The sequence below is a fragment of the Oscillibacter sp. GMB15532 genome, assembly GCF_041020825.1.
Lineage (GTDB): Bacteria > Bacillota > Clostridia > Oscillospirales > Oscillospiraceae > Oscillibacter.
Window position 1 is genome coordinate 282,392 of the sequence record NZ_JBEVTO010000002.1, and the last position, 21,563, is coordinate 303,954.

Here is a 21,563-nt window from a genome sequence, read left to right on the forward strand (position 1 = left end):
TTCGGAAACGCCGCAAACCGCTGCGCATCCGCAAGTTTTTATTTGATTCAGTATACTACCCCGCAAAGCCCTGCCGCAACGAAAATCCGGTGGTTTCTTTCATTTCGGAAAACGCCACAGCTTTTGCGTAAATTTTTCTTCCGTTTCCGGCAGTTTCTACAAAGCGCTCCACTCTCCCTGATTTTCCAGAACGCCGCGTCCGGTTTTCGGACGCGGCGTTCTTCTCAATTTCCTTACTTGGCAGCTCTGCTGTCCACCAATTCCTTTAGCTGTGCGGTAAACGCCTCCAGCGACATCACGCCAAGGTCGCCGTCGGACCGGTGACGGACCGCCACCTGACCGCTTTCGGCCTCCTTGTCGCCCACCACCAGCATAAAGGGGTCCTTCTCCAATTGGGCCTCGCGGATTTTCTTGCCGATCTTTTCGTTCCGCAGATCTACCTCCACCCGGAAGCCCTGTGCCTCCAGCGAGGCGGCCACCTGCTTTGCGTATTCGTCCGCGCGCTGGGTGATGGTGAGAATCTTCACCTGCACGGGGCTGAGCCAGGTGGGGAACGCACCGGCAAAGTGCTCGGTGATGATGCCGATGAACCGCTCCACGGAACCCAGCACCACCCGGTGAATCATAACGGGGCAGTGCTTCTGCCCATCCTCGCCCACGTATTCCAGGTTGAACCGGCCCGGGAGCTGATAGTCTAATTGAATGGTGCCGCACTGCCAAGTCCGGCCCAGAGAGTCCTGAATGTGGAAGTCCAGCTTCGGTCCATAGAATGCGCCGTCACCCTCATTCACAACATAGGTCTTGCCGATGCTGGTAATGGCGTCCGCCAAAGCCGCCGTCGCCACGTCCCAATCCTCATTCGTTCCGATGTGATCCTCAGGCATGGTGCTCAGTTCGATTTTATAAGGCAGCTGGAACAGGCTGTACACCTCGTCGAACAGCTGCGCAATCCGCACTACTTCGTCCTTGATCTGATTCTTCGCCAGCATGATGTGTGCGTCGTCCTGCGTGAAGCAGCGGACGCGGAACATACCGTGGAGCGCACCGGACAGCTCATGGCGATGGACCACGCCCATCTCCGCGAACCGCAGGGGCAGCTCCCTATAGGAGTGGGGCTCCATGTCGTACACCAGAATGCTTCCGGGGCAGTTCATGGGCTTGATGGCAAAGTCCTCTTCGTCGATGACGGTGGTGTACATGTTGTCTTTATAGTGATCCCAGTGGCCGGAAGTCTCCCACAGGGACCGCTTCATGATCTGGGGCGTGGAAATTTCCACGTAGTCCCACTTCTTATGCACCTCGCGCCAGTAGCTGGCGAGGGTATTCTTCAGCACCATGCCCTTGGGCAGGTAGAAGGGGAACCCGGGAGCCTCGTCCCGGAAGGCGAACAGGCCCAGCTCCTTGCCAAGCTTGCGGTGATCCCGGCGCTTGGCCTCCTCAATGCGCTCCAGATACGCGTCCAGCTCTTCCTTTTTTGGGAAAGCGATGCCGTAAATCCGCTGGAGGGTCTGGCGGTTGGAGTCACCCCGCCAATAGGCGGCGTTGCAGGCGGTAAGCTTGATGGCGTTGCCCTTGATGCGGCCCGTAGAGTCCAGATGGGGGCCGGCGCACAGATCGATGAACTCGCCCTGCTTGTAGAAGGAAATCACCGCATCCTCCGGCAGGTCGTTGATCAACTCCACCTTATAAGGCTCGCCCTTTTCCTCCATGAACTTGATGGCGTCAGCCCGGGGCATCTCAGAGCGCTCCAGCTTCAGCTTTTCCTTGCAGATTTTCCGCATTTCAGCCTCAATCTGCTCCATCATTTCGGGGGTGAAGGGGACGGGAGAATCCAAATCGTAGTAAAAGCCCTCGTCGATGGAGGGGCCGATGGCCAACTTCACCTCGGGATACAGGCGCTTCACCGCCTGCGCCATTACGTGGGAGCAGGTGTGCCAATAGGTTTTTCGGTAGGCCGGGTCTTCAAAGGTAAACTGCTTCTCGTTTGCTTCAGACATTTCAATTCCTCCTCAAATTGGGGCCGGGGCGGCACGCAGACGCACCGCCGGAGATTTTTGACGACAAAAAATCTCACCCCTGAAAAATCAGGGGTGAGATACGAATTCGTATTCCACGGTTCCACCCTGCTTGCGTTTAAAAGAACGCCGCTCGTGTCCTCTGTAACGGGAGGTCCCGTCCCGTTCTACTAGGGTTTCCCCTTTCGGCGGGCGGCTCCAAGGCGGTGTCGCTTCGGTTCCGGCAAGGGCCGCTTACAGCAAGCACGGCCCCTCTCTGGTGTCTTTCCCGAACGATGTCCTTTTCCAAGCCTTTTGGTATGATTATTGCTAATATATCACCTGAAATTGCGTCTGTCAAGCCGCCGTGTGTTAATTTTTTATGACGGACAGCACCGTCAGCCGGTTTCCGTCCACGGAGAATTTCACCTCCGCCCCGGCAAAGCCAAAGCCGTACACCCGCCCCGGATCGTCCTGATAGGCGGGCCGGGGATCCTCCGCCAAAACGCCCAGCAGCGCGGCCCGGCTCTCCTCGGGAAGAAGTTTCAGCGCCTCCGGCGGGCACTCCACCGTCAGCCGCCGTTCCGGGGCGGAGGGGGCAAAGCCGCCTGTGGCCTCCGGGTGGGCGTCCACATAGGGGAGATAGGGCTTGATGTCCAAAATCGGCGTACCATCCATCAAATCGGCTCCCGCCACCCGGAGAACGAAACCGTCAGCTCCGCTCTCCTCAATGCCCAGCAGCTTCACGCACGAAAGACCGATGGGGTTGGGGCGAAAGGGCGACCGGGTGGCAAACACGCCCATCCGGGCATTTCCCCCCAGTCGCGGCGGGCGCACCGTGGGCGACCAGCCCTCCCGCACAGCCTCTGAAAACTGCCAGATCAGCCACAGGTGGGAAAAGCCCTCCAGCCCCCGCAGCGCGTCCGGATTGCGGTACTCCGGGAGAAATACCACGCGGCTCTCCAACTCCTCCACCAGCCCGCTTTGGCGGGGAACACCAAATTTTGTTTGAAAATCGCTGTGGATCCGGGCGATAAATTTCACGGAAAAGCCGTCTGCCATCAAACCACTTCCCTTTCCTTCGTAAATATCCTGTTGTATTAAGTATAGCGGACTCGCGCCGCTTTTGCAACGCCTACCGGCGGCTCCGCCAGCTTAAAAGCCGCCCCGTCTCAATGGCAGCAAGCGCCCGGACGCCGTCGAAGTCCACATAGGGGTTGTAAATCGCCTCCAGTGCATCGTGCGTGACCTTGGCGTCCCGCAGAGCGGAGACAGCCTCTTCCCGCAGGGAGGCGGACATCCGCCGCAGCAGACGCTCTCTTCCCCGCTCCTCCGTCCGGGTCAGCGCATCCAGACGAATACGGCGGAAGGGGTTTCCCTCGTACTCCATTCCGGGCCGGGAGGTGACAAAGCCAAGCCCCAGACCGGGAATCAGCAAATGCTCCAGCCGTTCCGGCTCCTCGGGGGACGGACAGGCAATTGTGTCCCAACCCCGGTCTGTTGCGGTCTTATGCAGCCGCTCCAAAAGCGGTCCCGCCAGCTCCCAGCGGTCTGCCAGCTCATAGATTTTAGGACACAGCGTCTCCACGCTGTCAAACCGCCACACGATTCCCCGGGACGTAATTCCGCCCAAAAAGCGCCAATCCGTCTTGCCGGATTGGTCTCCCTTTTTCCGCAGCTCCCGGGCAATAATCCCGTCCAACCGCCGGTTTGCCCTCCGAAGGTCAAAACATCGTCCGGCGTCCGTCACCGTTTCCAGCTCCACCTCCCGCGCTGCCTTCAAACAGCGGTAAGCTCCGGCAACGGAGGCCTTGTTTTTCCGGTTCAGCGCCACGATTTCATCCCGGGCGGCCTTTGCGGCCGTCAGGTCGTAAAACCGGCCCAAATCCACAATCCGTTCTACCGCCGCCGCATAACGCGGCTCCATGGCGTGGGGCGGCGTGCCGTCCACTGCCGCACAGCCCATGTCGGGCAGGTAAATTCCGTCCATCGAGTCCGGGTCGCCGCTGCACAGCAGATATTCCACCCGCTCCCCGGCTTCCTCCATGGCCTTTCCCAGAGTTCTTAAAAATGTGGATTTTCCAACGCCGGGTCCCCCTTTTAAAATCATCAGGTCATATGTATCTTCTCCGACCAAGCGGTCAAACAGGTTTTGAAATCCGGCTCCGCCATTGGCGCCGAGAAAAAAATTGGTTACAGTAGCCATATTGTCTCCTCCAAATCTGTTCTCATCCACAGATTATGCGGAAACAGCCTGACCCGACACAAAATCAATTCTCTTCCTGGCCAGAGGCAAATTCATTTAAAAAAAGATAAAAAAATCCCGGCTTCGCCCACGCGGCAAAATTAGAAAAGCCATGCCGCTGTCCGGTAACCCCTTCTGCCCAAAAGATAAAGAAAGCTACGTCCGTTTGCCGGTCTGGGCTTTTCTTCCCCGTTGAAACGGCCAGCTTCCATAAAAACGGACGCGCGGCGATAGAATCGCCGCGCGTCCGGAGAGCTTTTCTTATAAAAACAGTGCGCTTTCCGCCGGGCGGGTATAGTTCTCCTCCAGCATGGCCTTGTGAGACAAAAATGCCGGATCTTCGAAATATTTCGCGTCCAGCGGACACTTTGACACACAGGCCTGACACTTGATGCATGTCCCCGGAACGTTGGCCACGTTTTTCGGGTCAATGGCTCCCATGGGGCAGACAGCGGCGCACACGCCGCACTGAGAGCACTTCTTCATATCCGTCACAGGCTTTGCTTTCAGGAACTTAGTCGGCTGACCGTCGGTTCCCAGCGGCGTGTAATAGGGCGCGGCGGGGTCACCGGGCACCTGTACCGGGGCGGGCGTCTCCGTCAATAACAAAAGCTTTTCTGCAACTTTTTTGCCGAAGTCCTCTGCCTGATCCAAATCCTGCGCATTGGGCCGACCGTGGGCCAGCCCGGTCGCAAAGGCATGCTGCCCCACAAAAGCGGCGGCGGACACGGTGTGGAAACCGTGGGCCTCCAATTCCGCGCACAGCTCGGCCAGCGCGTTGTCAAAGCTCCGGTTGCCAAATAGCACCACCGGCACGGCCAGCGCACCGTTGCCCGTCAGCTTGTTCTGGAAATAGGGCAGGATCTTGTTGGGAACGCGTCCCGCATAGGTGGGCGTGGCCACAATTACCAAGTCTCCCGGCGTAAAGGAAACTTCCTTTCCACGCGTCATAGGCAGGGAAATATTCGTCACCGTCACCGGTTTTCCCAGCTTATACGCCGCCCCTTTGGCCACAGCCATCGCCACCTTTTCGGTGGAGCCTGTGGCACTGAAATAAACCACCCGTACTCTCTGGATCGCCATATCCGTTTCCCCCTTGTTCTGTTTTCAAACCGCCCTCAAAGCGAAAAGTCCTCTTCCCTCAGCCGCGCCGTCTCCAAAGCGGCAGGCCGGGGCGGAACCCTTTTCAGCGGGTCGTACCGAAAGCTGCGGCAGCTGCCCTCCACGGGGACGATTCCCCGCTTTACGCAGGCCACATCCCGCTCATTGATCTGCGCGCCCCGCAGGCAATAAGCACACCGGGGATCGATATCTTTGCGAAACAGCACGAAAGTCACCTCACTTTACAGCCCTCAAAGAGCCTCAATTTTAATCCCTTCGTCCTCCACCGTAGCACGAATCTGAGACACGGGATGCTCGTAGCTGTCGATCATCCTCGCCGCCATGGGGTCCTCCAGCTCTTTCTGGATGGTGCGGCGCAGATTCCGCGCGCCATAGGTGATGGAATAGGATTTGCGGGTGAGATATGCCAGCAGCTCGTCGCCATACGTCAGCGTCACGCCCTTCTCCTTCAAGGAAGCGGTCAGCTCCTCCAGCATGATGCGGGCGATGGACTGGAAATTCTCCTCGCTGAGGCGGTTGAAGCAGATTACCTCGTCCACCCGGTTGATAAACTCGGGGCGGAGGAACTGCTCCAGTCCCTTCATGGCCTTGGCCCTGTCCTGCTGCCCGGCGGTGCGGTCAAAGCCCACCGTTCCCTCCTTGGTGGCGCTGCCCGCGTTGGAGGTCATGACGATAACGGTATTTTCAAAGTTGACCTTCCGCCCGTGGGCGTCGGTGATTTCTCCGTCGTCCAAAATTTGCAGCAGGATGTTCAGCACATCGGGATGGGCCTTTTCAATTTCGTCGAAGAGAACCACGGCATAGGGCTTCCGGCGAATTTTCTCCGTCAGCTGGCCCGCCTCGTCATAGCCCACATAGCCGGGTGGAGACCCCACAATGCGGGAGACGGAATGCTTTTCCATAAACTCGGACATGTCCAGCCGAATCAGAGAATCCGGTGTGTTGAACAAATCCGTAGCCAACTGCTTCACCAGCTCCGTTTTACCCACGCCGGTGGGGCCGACGAAAATGAAGCTGACGGGCTTGCGCTTGGGGCTGATGCCCACGCGGTTCCGCCGCACGGCGGCAGTGACTGCCTCTACAGCCTCGTCCTGCCCCACGATGTGGGTTTTCAGGCGGCTGGAAAGCTGGCTCAGGCGCTGGAACTCCTGCTCCCGAATGCGGGAGGCGGGAATTTTCGTCCACAGCTCAATGACGTGGGCCAGATTTTCCATGGCCAGCTGCGGGTCCCCCTTGTCCAAAAGAACTTGCAGCTCCGTTCCAAGCTTGGCCTGCTTGCTTTTCAAAAGGGCCATCCGGGCGTAGTCCGGCTCGGCCCCCTCCTCGGCGGCCAGCTCTTCCAGCATGGCAGTTTCCTTTTCATAATCGTCCAGCTCCCGCTGAATTTCCATGCGGCGGGAGATGTCCGGGTCTTTCAGATTCAGGTCGGAGCAGGCCTCGTCGATGAGGTCGATGGCCTTGTCCGGCAAAAAGCGGTCGGTAATGTACCGCTCGGAGAGCAGCACCGCCTGACGCAGAATCCCGTCGGAGAGCTTCACGCCGTGGAACGTCTCGTACTTGGGGGCCAGTCCCTTCAAAATCTGAATGGAATCCTCCAAAGACGGCTCGCTCACCGTTACAGGCTGAAAGCGCCGTTCCAGCGCGGTGTCTTTTTCAATGGACTTGCGATATTCGGTGAAGGTGGTGGCACCGATGACCTGGATCTCGCCCCGGGACAGGGCGGGCTTCAGAATATTGGCGGCGTTCATGCTGCCTTCTGCATCCCCCGCACCCACGATGGTGTGGACCTCGTCAATCATGAGGATAATGTTGCCCAGCCGCTTCACCTCGTCAATGAGGCCCTTCATCCGGGACTCGAACTGGCCCCGGAACTGGGTCCCCGCCACCAGCGCGGTCAAATCCAGAAGATAAACCTCCTTCTCCCGCAGCTTGAAGGGCACCTTCCCATCCGCGATGCGCTGGGAAAGCCCCTCGGCAATGGCGGTTTTGCCAACGCCCGGTTCGCCGATCAGGCAGGGGTTGTTTTTCTGTCGGCGATTGAGAATCTGGATCACCCGCTCGATCTCCTGCTCCCGCCCGATGACAGGATCCAGCTTGCCGGACTTGGCACGCTCCGTCAGGTTCAGGCAGTAGCTCTCCAGAAATTTGCGCTTTTTATCGCCCTTGTGCTCCCGGTCCCGGTCCGCCCGGGCGGAGCCGCCGGAGGGCTGCTCGTCGTTTCGGGAGGACTCGCCGTTGTTAAACAGCCGGTTCAAAAACGGGAAGGTTGCGGTTTTCCCCTCTTCCTCCTCGGGTTCGGCCGTTTCGCCCTTGGGCAGGTCCTCCACGTTCTCCACGCCGTCAAAGGCCTGAAGCATCTCGTTGTTCAGGGTTTCCAGATCGTCGTCGGAAATCCCCATCCGCTTCATCATATCATCCACCTGCGGCAGCCCCAAGTCCTTGGCGCAGCGCAGGCACAGGCCCTCGTTCACCGTGTTGTCCCCGTCCAGGCGAGAGATGAACACCACGGCCACATTTTTTTTGCATCTTGAGCAAAGTTTCGGTTGCATTGTATACCTCCAGAATTACAGTGGGCGTCCGGAACGCCGTGCCGGCCGCGCCGGGGTGGGGGAAACCGGGAAACTTTAATAGAAAAGCAGGTCCAGCGGACCGTTGGAAACAAAAAAGCGCAATAGATAGGTTTGGTTCACCGTCTCCGCGTCAAAGGAAATGCGGGTGCTGCGCAGCAGCCAGACAATCAGGAAAATCAGCAGCGCCCCCTGAAGAAGACCGATGAGCGCGCCGCCCAGCCCGTTGATAAAATGGATGCCCGGCAGCTTCGTCGCCACATCCAGCGCCTTTGCCACCAAATGGAGCAGCAACAGCAGCGCCACGAAGGACAGGGCGAAGATGAGCATGTATACGAAGGATTCCGTCACACTGTCCGCCACTGCCATGGCCAGCGAGACGCCGGTTTCCCGAACCTTTTCCGCCGCCTTATCCGACAGGGACTTTGTCAGCGTGTCGTCCCAGCCCATCAGTCGCAGCAGCTCCCCCGCCTGTATGCGAAGCAGGGAGCTGTCCTCCCCGCCGCTTCCGGCGGCAGACGACCCGCTGCCGGTGCTCTGTGTGGGAAGCTCTGGCTGCACCGGGGTCACTTCTTCCGCCTGAGAGGATACGCCGCCGCTCATGGCGTCGTCCACCCTTTTTGAAATGGTGGACTCAATCACAGGCCGAAGCAGATCCACAGCCATGGGCGTCAGCTCCCGGGCCGCAAAGGTGGCTCCCGTCAAAGCGAGAATCACGATTACCAGCCCCACCACAGAGCGAAACAGGCCTCGCCACGCGCCGTAAATCAAAAAGCCCAGCAGCAAAGCCGCGAGAATACAGTCTATTATAACAGCAGTTTTCAACTTTGCCTACCTCTCCACTCGTAAATAATTTGTGAACCGTGCTGAAATATCGACCAAAACTGCACGTTCATGGCAAAAAGCGCACCGCACGCTCCGCCGCCAGCAACAGCGCCGAGCCGTCGTCGCCCATCAGCGCCTCCCGGGCGTAATCCGTACCGTTAAGAGATGCATATTGCTCAAGCTGCGGCGTGTAAATCACCAGCTTGTCGGCGTACAGCACCGCGATGTACCGCCCGGCGGCAGAAACACTCAAAATTTCGTCGCTGACGTTCAGCGATGCAAGCTCCTGTCCGTCTGACCCCACCGTTACAAGGCGGCCCACGCTGCCGGATTGGTAGCGGTTCAGAAGCAGCACCGCATAGCCCTCCCCATGGAGGTCATACTCCCTCAGATAAGCACCTCCATAAGAATAGGAGGCGGAAAGCGCCTGCGCGTCGGCGCTGAAATACACTCCGTCGTCGCACACCAGCGCCAGACTTCGGCTCACCGTCCCCATGTCATAGCACATACCCTCTCCCACGGTCCAGGACCCAACAGGGTCCTGTGCCGTCAGGTCATAGAGCACAACGCCCGAGGCGAAGGCTCCGCCGGACTGGCCCAGCGTCACAGCCGCCAGATACTTTCCGTCGTCGGTGGCATAAGCCCCGGAGATGAAGCGCTCCGACGACCTGAATTCAAACAGCTCGTTTCCCGCCGTGTCATAGACGACGACGGAAGCCTTGAAGCTTTGCTTTTTGGCGGTCACTGCCAGCTCTCCGCTCTGATTCAGCGCGGCGGCAATGTACGGCTCCGTCTCGCCCGCGGTAAGCTGATAAACCAGCCCGGTCTTATCCAATACGTACAGCTCCGTGCCCCCCACGTCATAGGCCACGGCCCGGTCCCCCGCCGCGCTCAGCGCTGGGGCTTCCATTTTCACCGACGCGGACCAGATGGTCTTTCCATTCCCGTCCACCAGGGAAAGGGCCGTGTCGGACAGAACCGCGAGGGTATTCCCCAGCTTTGCATAGCGGTTTTTGTGGGACGCGTCATAGGTATAGCCCGTGGAACCGTCCCCTTCGCTTTTGCCATAGGCAACATAGCGCCGCAGAACGTCCAGCCCCGTGCCGTCTCTCCATGCCGCGGCCAGCACCACGCCCAGCACCGCCACAAGCAGCAAAAAAAACGCCAGAACGCCCCGCAGGCGGTGCCTGGGCGGGCGGTCCTCCTCGTCGTCATCATTCCAGATGTCGTTCCGTTTATCAGCCATTGAGCCGCTCATCCCCATACCAAAGTTTTGTCAGGTACAGTCCGCCCGGCGGGACGGTAGGCCCCGCCGCGCTGCGGTCCCGGCTTTTAAGAATGGCCGGGATATCCTCCGGGGCAAATTTTCCCTCCGCCGCATAAAGCACCGTCCCCGTAATGGCACGCACCATATTATACAAAAACCCGTCGGCGCAGACCTTTAATTCCAAAAGGTCCCCGCTGCGGGATACGTCGCAGTAGTAAATCGTGCGGACGGTGGACTTTGTCTCCGTCCCCACACTGCGCACCGCCGCAAAATCGTGTGTCCCCACGAACATGCCGGCAGCGCGGCCTAAAAATTCCTCGTCCAGCCGTTTGGGATAAAAATATGCCCGATTTACATAAAACGGGTTCTTAAAGGTAGAATTGTAAATACGGTAAGTATATTCCTTTTTGATGCAGGAACCGATGGCGTTAAAGTCCATATCCACTTCCATCGCCTCCCGCACGGCGATGTCCTGCGGCGTGTGGGTGTTCACGGCAAAGGGGAGCCGGTCCGTTGGAATGCGGCTTTCCGTGCGGAAATTGGCCACATACCGCTCGGCGTGAACCCCCGCGTCGGTGCGTCCGCAGCCGGTGAGGTGCACCGGACCGCCGCAAACCTCCGCCAGCGCCTTTTCCAGCGTCCCGCAGACGGAGACGGCATTTTTCTGCACCTGCCACCCGTGGTAGGCGGCCCCGTTATACATCAGCTTCAGCGCAATATTTCGCATAACCTCTCCTCCTCAGCTTTTAAGCGGCCTGCGCTCCGCATATCCCTTCCCGCTCACGAAACGGCCGGGGGCATGAGCCGGGAGGTCACTTCTCCCTGCTCGTGGGCAATGCGGGCGGTTTCCAGTTGGAATTCGTAGAAGCGCCCATCTTCCCCTGTGCAGGAAAAGGTCAGGAGTATCCGGTCCCCGTTGCGGCACACCAGCGCGTTGTCCCACGCTTGCGGGCCATACAGATTCCACCCCGTCTCATCCTCCACGGCGGGCAGTGTCTTTTCCAACTTACCGTTACAATACAGCCGAAAGGTCGGCTCCCTTACAGCCACGCTTTCAGCCCCATCCAGCACAGAAAGGCGGCACTCCGGGTTGATCCGTATCAGGCCCACCCCCGGCGTGGGAAGAGATTTGCGCACATAGGTCATGCCGCCCTCTTTTAAATCCGCGCGCAGCGTCGTGGTCATAAACAGCGTATTGGGATACTCCCCCAGCCGCTCCCGGGAAAAGACGCCGTCGGCCTCCATCTCTACCGTCAGGGATATGGGCGCATTCTCTCCGCTCTGCCTGCTGGGAAGTCCCAGCGTCACAGGCGCGGTATAGGCCCCGTCAGCGCTTTTCTCCAGCGGGACGGAAACCGTTTCCTCTCCCGCTTCAATCAGCAACTTCACCGCCGCGTCCATTTGGTCCTCCCACAACCGCAAAGACACCTCTGCCGTGGCCGTCCCCTTCGTCTCGTCCGTCCCGGCAGGTGTCAGTTCAAACGCTTGCGTCAGGTGGGCGGAATTCTCCTGCGCGGTGGCTGAGGGCACTTCCTCCTGTGGGGCGGAAATCGCCGCTGGGGCGCTATCACGCAAAGCCCGCAAGCGGATGCCCTGCAAAAGGACGAGGCCCGCCAGCGCGGCGCACAGCGCAAGCGCCAGCCCCAGCATCCAGAGGGTCAGCTTTTTTTCTCTCATGGGCGGCCTCTCCTTTCTTCATTTCGGCTCTCCCTGGGTTTGTTCCACAAGGCACCGGATTGTCTTAAAACCCAATCCGGCCCAGCACAATCACACCTGCCGTCACCGCGCCACCCAAGAGCAACGCCCAAACATCCCGCGCGGCGTATTTCAGGGGGTTCAGCTTCGTCCGTCCCTCCCCGCCGTGATAACAGCGGCACTCCATCGCCACCGCCAGTTCGTCCGCGCGGCGAAAAGCGCTGATAAACAGCGGCACCAGAATCGGAATCAGGGCCTTGGCCTTGTGAAACAGGTTTCCGCTTTCAAAGTCTGCACCCCGAGCCTTCTGGGCAGACATAATTTTGTCCGTCTCCTCAATCAGCGTAGGAATAAAGCGCAGGGCAATGGACATCATCATCGCCAGCTCATGAACCGGCACCTTTACCTTTTTCAATCCGCCCATCAGCCGCTCCAGCCCGTCCGTCAGGCGGATGGGACTGGTGGTGTAGGTCAAAAGAAACGTCCCCATAATCAGCAGCATGATGCGCAGCACCATCCGCACCGCCATGGCAAGTCCCTCCCGGGAGACGTGAAGCACGCCAAACCGGAACAGATCGTCGCCCGGGGTAAAAAACAGATTTAAAATGCCGGTGAACAGAATGATGAACAGCACCGGCTTCAAGCCCCGCACCAGCGCCCGGGCACCTACCCGGGAAACGCGGGCACAGCCCACAAACACGAGAATCATGATTCCGTAGGTCAGCACAGAGTCCGCGGCAAATAGGCCCACGATATAAAAAAGCGTCAAAAGCAGCTTGGTTCTGGGGTCCAGCCGGTGGGCCACGGTGTTTCCCGGGAAATACTGCCCGAGCGTGATATCCTTCAGCATCCCTTCGCCCCCTTTCGCAGGGCCAAAAGCTGCTTCTCCAAGTCCTCCACGGTGTAAACCGCAGGGTCCACCGCAAGGCCACGGGCCTTCAATGCCATAGCCACCCTAGTGATCTGGGGCACGTCCAGTCCGGCAGAGAGCAACTCGTCCGCCCGGCCAAAGACTTCCTTCGGCGTTCCCTCCATCAGCACCCGGGCGGATTTTAAAACCAGCACCCGGTCCGCCGTGCGGGCGACCTCGTCCATGCTGTGGCTCACCATGATGACCGTGCCGTTTTTGTTCCGGTGATAGTCCCGGATGTTGGCCAGCAGATTTTCCCGCCCGGCAGGGTCCAGCCCCGCCGTAGGTTCGTCCAGAATCAGCACCCTCGGCTCCATGGCCAGCACGCCCGCCAGCGCCACCCGTCGCTTCTGTCCGCCGGAAAGCTCAAAGGGGGACTTTTCCAACTGGTCGTCCCGGATGCCCACCAGCCGCGCGGCCTCCCGCACACAGCGGTCCAGCGCGTCCCCGGTCCTGCCCATGTTTGCGGGACCGAATGCGATGTCCTTATAAACCGTCTCCTCAAACAACTGATACTCCGGATACTGAAACACCAGTCCCACCCGGAACCGCACGTCCCGGATTTTCTTCGGCTGGGCCCAGATGTCCTTCCCCTCCAGCAAAATCTGCCCGGAGGTGGGCCGCAGAAGCCCGTTGAGGTGCTGGATCAGGGTGGACTTTCCCGAGCCGGTGTGCCCGATGACGCCCAGAAATTCGCCGTCCGCCACGTCAAAGCTCATATTTTCCACGGCGCTTCGCTCAAAGGGCGTGCCAATCCCATAGGTATGGGTCAGATTGATGACCTTTAAAATCGGTTCCAATGCTCTGTTCCTTCCTGTCCTGTTTATCGCAGCGCCGCCGCCACCGCGTCCGCGCATTCCTCCACGGTGATCGCGTCCAGCGGCAGATTCAACCCGTCCTGCCGCAGCCGATCCAGCAGGTCCACGGTATCCGGTGCGGTCAGCCCAACATTTCTCAGCTCCGCCACCCGGGCAAAAATTTCCCGGGGTGGGCCGTCCATGACAAGCTCTCCCTCGTTCATCACCACCACCCTGTCCGCATCCTCCGCCTCGTTCATGTGGTGCGTGATGAGCACCACGGTGATGCCCTTTTCCCGGTTCAGCCGATGAGCGGTAGCGATCACCTCCCGCCGACCCGTGGGGTCCAGCATGGCCGTGGCCTCATCCAAAACGATACAGTCCGGCTCCATGGCGATGACCCCCGCGATGGCAATGCGCTGCTTCTGCCCGCCGGAAAGAAGATGGGGCGCGTGCTGGGCAAAGTCTGCCATACCCACGGCGCCCAAAGCCTCGTCCACGCGACTGCGGATTTCAGCCGTTGGAACGCCCAGATTTTCTGGGGCGAACGCCACGTCCTCCTCCACCACGTTGGACACGAGCTGGTTGTCCGGGTTTTGAAACACCATCCCCACCCGGCGTCGGATATCCAGCAGCCGATCCTCATCGGCGGTGTCCATCCCCTCCACCAGCACCCGCCCCGCAGAGGGCAGGAGGATGGCGTTGAAGGTCTTGGCCAGCGTGGATTTTCCGGAGCCGTTGTGCCCCAGAATCACCACGAAAGAGCCCTTTTCAATGTTCAGGTCCACGCCCCGCAGGGCCTGCATTGCCTGCTCCCCCTCCTCCACCGCGGGATAGAGGTATTGAAGCCGCTCCGTCTCAAGAATCGTAGACATTATTTCTACTTCCAATCCTTATTCGCTGCACCAGCGCCCGGTGGCGCCGCAGGGAAGATACAGCCCAGTTCTGGTCACGGGAAGACCCAGCTCATCCCATGCGCACTTGCCGCCATATTTTTCCTTCACCAGAATGCCCAATAAATACCCCAGCACCGATGGGGCAAGCCCCGTGGTATAGGAGTTAATCAGCACGAACAACGGCTTGTCCGACAGCGCCCCGGCGCACAGCTTTACAAACTCGTACAGGTTTTCCTCCAGCTTCCAAACCTCGCCGCCGGGACCCCGGCCGTAGCTGGGGGGGTCCATGATAATGGCGTCATAGGTTTTTCCCCGCCGGATTTCCCGCTCCACAAACTTGGCACAGTCGTCCACAATCCAGCGGATGGGCGCGTCCGCAAGGCCGGAGAGCCGGGCATTTTCCTTCGCCCATGCCACCATTCCCTTCGCCGCGTCCACATGGCACACCTCGGCCCCCGCCTTGGCGCAGGCCACCGTGGCCCCGCCGGTATAGGCAAACAGGTTCAAAACCCGGATGGGCCGCCCCGCATTTTTAATTTTTTCCATGGCAAAGTCCCAGTTCACCGCCTGCTCCGGAAACAGGCCCGTGTGCTTAAAGTTCATGGGCTTCACCTGAAAGGTCAACTCCCCGTAATGCACCTGCCAGCTCTCCGGAAGCTTCTCCTTTTCCCAATGCCCGCCGCCGGTCTGGGAGCGGAGATACCGCCCGTCGGCCTTTTTCCAGCCGGGATAGGCGCGATCCGTCTCCCAGATGGCCTGGGGGTCCGGGCGCACCAAGAGCTGCCTGTCCCAGCGCTCCAGCTTTTCGCCGCCGCCGCAGTCCAGCAATTCATAATCCCGCCAGCTCTCCGCAATCCACATGGTGGTTCCTCCGTTTTTTCCTTTAGTACTCAATCGTTTTATTATACTTCAAAAAGCGCCGCCCCGTCAATCAAGGATTTCACCCCGGCGCAGCCAGCTTTGGCGCTTTGGATGCAGGAAAAGGGCCTTGACTTTTCAAAAAATCATGTTAAAATTATCTCCAATATATACTGTAATATATAAAAGGCAGTGACGGAGAGGACGAAAACGTGGACCTTTCAGAGAGCCGGCGGCTGGTGCGAGCCGGTGGGAAACCGTTTTCAGTGTCTATGGCTCCCGAGCCGAAAGGGCGAACCCGCAGAGGGACAGGTCTTTCCGTGTCGCCGCGTTAAGGCAGAGGGCTTGCTTGAGCCTGTGAGAGGCGCGTTTTACGGCGCGCAATTTGAGTGGTACCGCGGAAGTGAGTGGCTTTCGTCTCAAAGGATGCTTTGAGGCGGGGGTCTTTTTCTTTTGCCCAGAGCGTCACACTGAAAGGAGTTCAACAGTATGAGCAAGCAGAACATCGAAACCGTCTGCGTCCAGGGGGGCTACACTCCCGGCAACGGCGAGCCCCGGCAAATTCCCATCGTCCAGTCCACCACCTTTAAATATGCCACCTCCGAGGACATGGGCAAGCTTTTTGATCTGGAAGCCAATGGCTATTTTTATTCCCGCCTGCAAAACCCCACCAACGATTATGTGGCGGCCAAAATCGCCGCGCTGGAGGGCGGCTCGGCCGCAATGCTCACCTCCTCCGGTCAGGCGGCCAATTTCTACGCCCTGTTCAACATCGCCTCCTGCGGGGACCATATCGTTTCCTCTTCCAGCATTTACGGCGGCACCTTCAACCTCATTTCCGTCACCATGGCGAAAATGGGCGTGGAATGCACCTTTGTCTCCCCTGACTGCACGGAGGAGGAGTTGAATGCCGCCTTTCAGCCCAACACCAAGTGCGTGTTCGGAGAAACCATTGCAAACCCGGCCCTGACGGTGCTGGACATCGAAAAATTTGCGCTGGCGGCCCACAGCCACGGAGTTCCCCTGATTGTGGACAATACCTTCCCCACCCCCATTAACTGCCGTCCCTTTGAGTGGGGCGCAGATATCGTGACCCACTCCACCACCAAGTATATGGATGGACACGGCGCAGCCGTGGGCGGGGCTATTGTGGACTCCGGCAAGTTCGACTGGCTGGCCCACGCCGAGAAATTCCCCGGCCTGTGCACCCCGGACGAGAGCTACCACGGCATCACCTATGCCGAGAAGTTCGGCATTGGAGGTGCGTTTATCACCAAATGCACCGCCCAGCTCATGCGGGATTTGGGCTCCATCCAGTCTCCTCAGCATGCATTTTATTTGAATTTGGGCCTTGAAAGCCTCCACGTCCGCATGGCACGCCACTGTGAGAACGGGCAGGCTGTGGCGGAATATCTGGTGAAGCACTCCAAGGTTGCTTCCGTCAGCTATTGCGGCCTATCTGATGACAAGTACCATACCTTGGCAGAAAAATATCTGCCCCACGGCTCTTGCGGCGTGGTTTCTTTCGAGCTGAAGGGCGGACGCGCCGCCGCCGGGGAATTTATGAAGCATTTGAAGCTTGCCGCCATCGAAACCCATGTGGCGGACGCCCGCACCTGCTGTCTCAACCCCGCCAGCTCCACTCACCGCCAGATGACCGACGCGCAGCTTCAGGCGGCTGGCGTTCCCGCCGGACTTGTGCGGATCAGCTGCGGCCTTGAGAGTAAAGAAGACCTGATCGGAGATATCGCACAGGCGCTGGAGCAGGTGGACGCGTAAGCACTCCCCCGCTTTGAAAGGAGACACCGCTTTGCCTATTAAAATACCCAACGAATTGCCCGCCACCAGTACGCTGACGCGGGAAAACATTTTTGTCATGACGGAAAAACGCGCCATCACGCAGGATATCCGCCCCCTGCAACTTCTCTTGCTGAATCTGATGCCCAACAAGGTGGCGACGGAAACGCAGTTGGCCCGTGTTTTGGGCAATACGCCGCTCCAGATTGAGTTGGAACTGATTGCCCCGTCGGGCCATGTGCCCAAAAACACGCCGCAGGAGCATATGCTGTCCTTTTACAAGACCTTTGACGAGGTGCGGGACCGGGACTTCGACGGCCTGGTTATCACCGGCGCACCTGTTGAAAACAAGCCCTTTGAAGAGGTGAACTACTGGCCGGAGCTGTGCGAAATCATGGAGTGGAGCAAGGAGCACGTTCATTCCACGCTCCACATCTGCTGGGGCGCGCAGGCGGGGCTTTATTATCACTACGGAATCCCCAAGCGCCCTCTGCCGGAAAAGCTTTTCGGCGTGTTCCCCCACACCGTGGAGGAGCAGGGCTTCATCCTTTTCCGGGGCTTTGACGATGTGTTCTGGGTCCCCCACTCCCGCCATACCACCGTGGACCGGGCCGATATCGAGGCGGTGCCCGCGCTGAAAATTCTGGCCTCGTCGCCGGAGGCGGGAATCTACGCTGTGAAAACCGATGGGGGCCGTCAGATTTTCCTGATGGGCCACGCGGAGTACGACCGGGACACCCTGAAAAACGAATACGACCGGGACGTGTCCACAGGCTCCTCCATCCATCTTCCCAAACACTATTTTCCCAACGACGACCCGACTCAATTCCCGGTGGTCACGTGGCGTTCCTGCGCCAATCTGCTGTACACCAACTGGCTGAATTACAACGTGTACCAGACCGTGCCCTACGACATCCGGGACATCCGGCTGGGCAAGCGGACGCAGGAAAACGAAATCTGATGTATTTTCCCCTACCGTACACGCCGCCCGAGAAGTTGAGCTTATTTTGCCGCCCAGCGGCAAAACTCTGTGAGGCTTGAAAAGACCAAACCGCCCCGCCGATAAACGGCGGGGCGGTTTTTTTATTTCACAACCACGTTTTCTTCGCCCAGCGTCTCCTTTGCCTCCTGCAACAGCGCCCGGTGGAGCAGCACCTGCGTACCAAACACCTTCCGGGTGTCCGCCATCACCAGCTTTACCGGCGTGCTGCCGGGGAACATCTGAAACACCAGCTTCATGTGGTGCAGCTCCGGGCTGTCCTTTCCAGAGAATTTCAGGTAGAGGACCCCGCCCTCGGCCACCTTTCCCTCCCTGCGCTCCGGCACCGGGTCCGGCGGCAACGCGCCGCCACTCAGCGGGGCCACGGAATCGCACATGAGCTGCGGAGCCTTTTCATCCCGAACGGAGAGCCGCCCCCGCACCACCACCGCCTGATTTTCCTGCAAGCAGGGACCGCAGCTTTCCAAGGTCCGTGCAAAGCACAAAAGCTCAATGGCGGCAGTGTCGTCCTCCACCGTGACATAGGCCATGAGAGAGTTATTTTTCGTAGTTTTCGTCTTGCTGGAAGTCACCACCCCTGCGATACACACCCGCTGCCCATCCGCAAAGCGGGTGGGTCCGCCCTCCTGCGAAAAATCGTCCAGAATCGCGGCGACGGAGGGGGCCCGGAGTCGCTTCACCTCGTCCCGGTACTGGTCCATGGGGTGTCCGGAGAGGTAAAGGCCGGTCGTCTCCTTCTCCATGTTCATCAGCTCCTGCCGGGTAAACTCCGGAATATCAGGCAGGTGCATTTCCTTTACAGGTTTTGGTTTATCATCATTCCCTGCCGCCATGGAAAAGAAATCAATCTGCCCCTCCACATTCTGGCGGCTGGCGCTGGCCACGGAGTCCATCACCGTTTCATAAACCTTGAGCAATTGGGAGCGCCTTGCATCAAACCCGTCGAACGCACCGGAGCGGATGAGATTTTCCACCGCTCGTTTGTTCATGTCGCTTCCGTTCATCCGTCCGCAGAAATCGCTGAGAGAGGTAAAAGGCCGCTCCTCCCGCTCCCGCATAACAGCCTGAATAAAGCCCCGCCCGATATTTTTCACGGCAGCCAGGCCAAAGCGGATTCCCTCTTCCTCCACAGTGAACGTATCACAGGGCCGATTGATATCCGGGGGCAGAAGCTTAATGCCCCAGTCCCGGCATTCGGTGATATAGCCTGCGATTTTGGCAGAGTTGTCCAGCACGCTTGTGAGCAGGGCCGCCATATACTCCTTGGTAAAGTGCCGCTTGAAGTACGCCGTCTGATAGGCCACCACTGCATAGGACACGGAATGGGCCTTGTTAAAGGCGTAGTTCGCAAAGTCGTAGATATCCTGATAAATCGCCTCTGCCGCGGCCTCCGGAATCCCGTTTGCCACGCAGCCGGAAATATTCCGCTCCTTTTCGCCGTGGATAAACGCGTCCTTTTCCCGGGCTATCTGGGCGGCTTTTTTCTTGGAAATCGCCCGGCGCACCATGTCCGCCTGCCCCAGAGAATATCCCGCCAGACGGCGGAAAATCTCAATCACCTGCTCCTGATAGAGAATGCAGCCGTAGGTAATGGAGAGAATCGGTTCCAGGGACGGATGAAGATAGGAAATCAGCTTGGGATTCTGCGCACAGGCGATAAATTTCGGGATGGAGTCCATGGGACCGGGCCGATACAGGGCGATGATGGAGGAAATGTCCTCCATATTGTGGGGCTTCAGACCCACGCACACGCCGGTCATCCCGGCGGATTCCATCTGGAATACACCGATGGTCTTCCCCTGCCCCAGCATTTCATAGGTGGCCGCGTCGTCCTCCGGGATATCTTCCAACCGAAAGCCCGGCCGCTCTGACTGCACCATTTTCACCGCGTCGTCCAACACCGTCAGGTTCCGCAGGCCCAGAAAGTCCATTTTGAGAAGGCCCAGCTCCTCCAGCGTGGTCATAATGTACTGGCAGACCACCGCGTCGTCGTTTTTCGCAAGAGGGACGTATTCGTACACGGGCCGCTTTGTGATCACCACGCCCGCCGCATGGGTAGAGGCGTTGCGGGGCATTCCCTCCAGCTTTTTCGCCGTGTCAATGAGGGTTTTCACGTTGTCGTCGCCCTCGTACAGGTCGCTGAGGGGCTTTGAAAGCCGCAGCGCATCCTTGAGGGTGATGTGCAGCGTAAAAGGCACTTGCTTGGCGATGTTGTCCACCTCGGCATAGGGCATGCCAAGCACCCGCCCCACGTCCCGGATCACGCCCCGTGCCGCCATGGTACCGAAGGTGACGATCTGGGCCACGTGGTCGTCGCCGTACTTCCGGCGGACGTAGTCCACCACCTCGCCCCGGCGCACATCGCCGAAGTCCATGTCGATATCCGGCATGCTGACCCGCTCCGGGTTCAAAAACCGCTCGAAATACAGGCCGAAGCGCATGGGCTCCACGTCCGTGATGCCAAGGCAGTAGCTCACAAGACTTCCGGCGGCACTGCCGCGCCCCGGCCCCACGGGGATTCCAACCTCCCGAGCATAGCGCACAAAGTCGGAGACGATGAGGAAATAGTCCGTAAATCCCATCTTCTCAATCATTTCCAGCTCGTAGTCGAGTTGCTCCCGGAACTCGGGGTGCTCTCCGCCGTACCGCTGGGCAAAGCCCGTGTCGCACAGCTCCTTGATGTAAGTATACGCGTCATAGCCCTCCGGAAGATGAAATTCCGGGAGCTGATATTTCCCGAATTCAAATTCCAGATTGCACCGCTCGGCGATTTTCCCGGTATTGTCCACCGCGTCCTCATATCCCTCAAACAGGGCACGCATCTCCTCCTCGGACCGGAGATAGAAATTCCGCGGCTCATAGCGCATCCGGTTCTCATCGGACAAAAGCTTTCCCGTCTGGATGCACAGCAGCACATCGTGAGCCTCCGCGTCCTCTTTGCGGAGATAGTGTGCGTCGTTGGTGCAGACCATGGGCAGGCCCGTCTCCCTATGAAGCTTCAAAATCCCCCGGTTTACCGTCTGCTGGTCGGGAATGCCGTGATCCTGAATCTCCAGATAAAAGCGGTCCGGCCCGAAAAGCTCCGCCATTTCCAGCGCCACGGCTTTGGCGGTTTCATATTCTCCGTTGCGAATCCGCCGGGGAATTTCCCCTGCAAGGCAGGCAGACAGGGCAATCAGGCCCCCGTGATGCTCCCGCAGCAGTTCCAGATCCACCCGGGGCTTGATGTAAAACCCCTCGGTCCACGCCATGGACACCATGTAGGACAGGTTGCGATACCCCTCCTCGTTTTCGCACAACAGCACCAGATGGCGGCTCTCGGCGTCAAACTCGTGCTGCTTTTGAAGCCGGGTCCGGCCTCTGGGCGCCACGTAAACCTCGCAGCCGATGATGGGCTTGATGCCCGCGTCCTTACAGGATCGGTAAAAGTCAATCGCACCGTACATCACCCCGTGGTCCGTGATGGCGCAGGCGGACTGGCCCATCTCCTTCAGAACGCCCGGCAGCTCCTTGATGCGGCAGGCCCCGTCCAGCAGGCTGAACTCCGTATGAACATGTAAATGGGCAAAGGACATAGGTCGCTCCTGTTC

At 59.0% G+C, this 21,563-nt stretch carries 17 protein-coding genes; 2 read left to right on the forward strand and 15 right to left on the reverse strand.

Annotated features, from left to right (window positions below):
- Positions 1–233: 233 nt before the first annotated feature.
- From thrS to ABVS15_RS03925, 14 genes are all read right to left on the reverse strand, one after another.
- A complete protein-coding gene (thrS, locus tag ABVS15_RS03860; protein WP_369282435.1) occupies positions 234–1,997 on the reverse strand; it encodes a threonine--tRNA ligase in 1,764 nt (587 codons plus the stop codon).
- Between the two features lie 369 nt (positions 1,998–2,366).
- Positions 2,367–3,056: a tRNA (N6-threonylcarbamoyladenosine(37)-N6)-methyltransferase TrmO gene (gene tsaA, locus ABVS15_RS03865; protein ID WP_369282436.1), complete on the reverse strand. Its 690-nt coding sequence runs from the start codon at positions 3,054–3,056 to the stop codon at positions 2,367–2,369.
- A gap of 73 nt (positions 3,057–3,129) precedes the next feature.
- Positions 3,130–4,200, reverse strand: coding sequence for a hypothetical protein (locus tag ABVS15_RS03870; RefSeq protein ID WP_369282437.1), 1,071 nt, complete (start codon positions 4,198–4,200; stop codon positions 3,130–3,132).
- 300 nt (positions 4,201–4,500) lie between these two features.
- The gene (locus tag ABVS15_RS03875) at positions 4,501–5,322 is read right to left on the reverse strand and encodes a 4Fe-4S binding protein (RefSeq protein ID WP_369282438.1); all 822 of its coding nucleotides are present in this window, start codon (positions 5,320–5,322) and stop codon (positions 4,501–4,503) included.
- 35 nt (positions 5,323–5,357) lie between these two features.
- Entirely contained in the window at positions 5,358–5,567 is a 210-nt protein-coding gene (locus ABVS15_RS03880; RefSeq protein ID WP_312611841.1) for a hypothetical protein, read from the reverse strand.
- Positions 5,568–5,591: 24 nt separating this feature from the next.
- Entirely contained in the window at positions 5,592–7,910 is a 2,319-nt protein-coding gene (locus tag ABVS15_RS03885; protein ID WP_369282439.1) for an ATP-dependent Clp protease ATP-binding subunit, read from the reverse strand.
- Positions 7,911–7,985: 75 nt separating this feature from the next.
- The gene (locus tag ABVS15_RS03890; protein WP_369282440.1) at positions 7,986–8,753 is read right to left on the reverse strand and encodes a CvpA family protein; all 768 of its coding nucleotides are present in this window, start codon (positions 8,751–8,753) and stop codon (positions 7,986–7,988) included.
- A 67-nt stretch (positions 8,754–8,820) separates the two neighbouring features.
- Positions 8,821–9,999, reverse strand: coding sequence for a DUF5711 family protein (locus ABVS15_RS03895; protein ID WP_369282441.1), 1,179 nt, complete (start codon positions 9,997–9,999; stop codon positions 8,821–8,823).
- Positions 9,992–10,747 carry a tRNA pseudouridine(38-40) synthase TruA gene (gene truA / locus ABVS15_RS03900; RefSeq protein ID WP_369282442.1) on the reverse strand — a complete coding sequence of 252 codons (756 nt, stop codon included), beginning with the start codon at positions 10,745–10,747 and terminating at the stop codon, positions 9,992–9,994. Before truA ends, ABVS15_RS03895 begins: the two co-directional genes overlap by 8 nt.
- Before the next feature lie 53 nt (positions 10,748–10,800).
- Positions 10,801–11,697 (reverse strand): hypothetical protein, encoded by an 897-nt coding sequence (locus ABVS15_RS03905; RefSeq protein WP_369282443.1) that lies wholly within the window; start codon positions 11,695–11,697, stop codon positions 10,801–10,803.
- A gap of 64 nt (positions 11,698–11,761) precedes the next feature.
- The gene (locus tag ABVS15_RS03910; RefSeq protein ID WP_369282444.1) at positions 11,762–12,565 is read right to left on the reverse strand and encodes an energy-coupling factor transporter transmembrane protein EcfT; all 804 of its coding nucleotides are present in this window, start codon (positions 12,563–12,565) and stop codon (positions 11,762–11,764) included.
- Entirely contained in the window at positions 12,559–13,425 is an 867-nt protein-coding gene (locus ABVS15_RS03915; RefSeq protein ID WP_369282445.1) for an energy-coupling factor transporter ATPase, read from the reverse strand. The genes ABVS15_RS03910 and ABVS15_RS03915 overlap by 7 nt, the downstream gene beginning before the upstream one ends.
- A gap of 23 nt (positions 13,426–13,448) precedes the next feature.
- A complete protein-coding gene (locus ABVS15_RS03920; protein WP_369282446.1) occupies positions 13,449–14,297 on the reverse strand; it encodes an energy-coupling factor transporter ATPase in 849 nt (282 codons plus the stop codon).
- A gap of 18 nt (positions 14,298–14,315) precedes the next feature.
- Entirely contained in the window at positions 14,316–15,179 is an 864-nt protein-coding gene (locus ABVS15_RS03925; protein WP_369282447.1) for a class I SAM-dependent methyltransferase, read from the reverse strand.
- 486 nt (positions 15,180–15,665) lie between these two features.
- Here ABVS15_RS03925 and ABVS15_RS03930 point away from each other — a divergent pair, with 486 nt between their 5' ends.
- A complete protein-coding gene (locus ABVS15_RS03930; RefSeq protein ID WP_369282448.1) occupies positions 15,666–16,955 on the forward strand; it encodes an O-acetylhomoserine aminocarboxypropyltransferase/cysteine synthase family protein in 1,290 nt (429 codons plus the stop codon).
- Positions 16,956–16,986: 31 nt separating this feature from the next.
- Entirely contained in the window at positions 16,987–17,934 is a 948-nt protein-coding gene (metA, locus tag ABVS15_RS03935; protein WP_369282449.1) for a homoserine O-succinyltransferase, read from the forward strand.
- 122 nt (positions 17,935–18,056) lie between these two features.
- Here metA and ABVS15_RS03940 read toward each other — a convergent pair whose 3' ends face one another.
- Positions 18,057–21,548: a DNA polymerase III subunit alpha gene (locus ABVS15_RS03940; protein ID WP_369282450.1), complete on the reverse strand. Its 3,492-nt coding sequence runs from the start codon at positions 21,546–21,548 to the stop codon at positions 18,057–18,059.
- Positions 21,549–21,563: the final 15 nt, after the last annotated feature.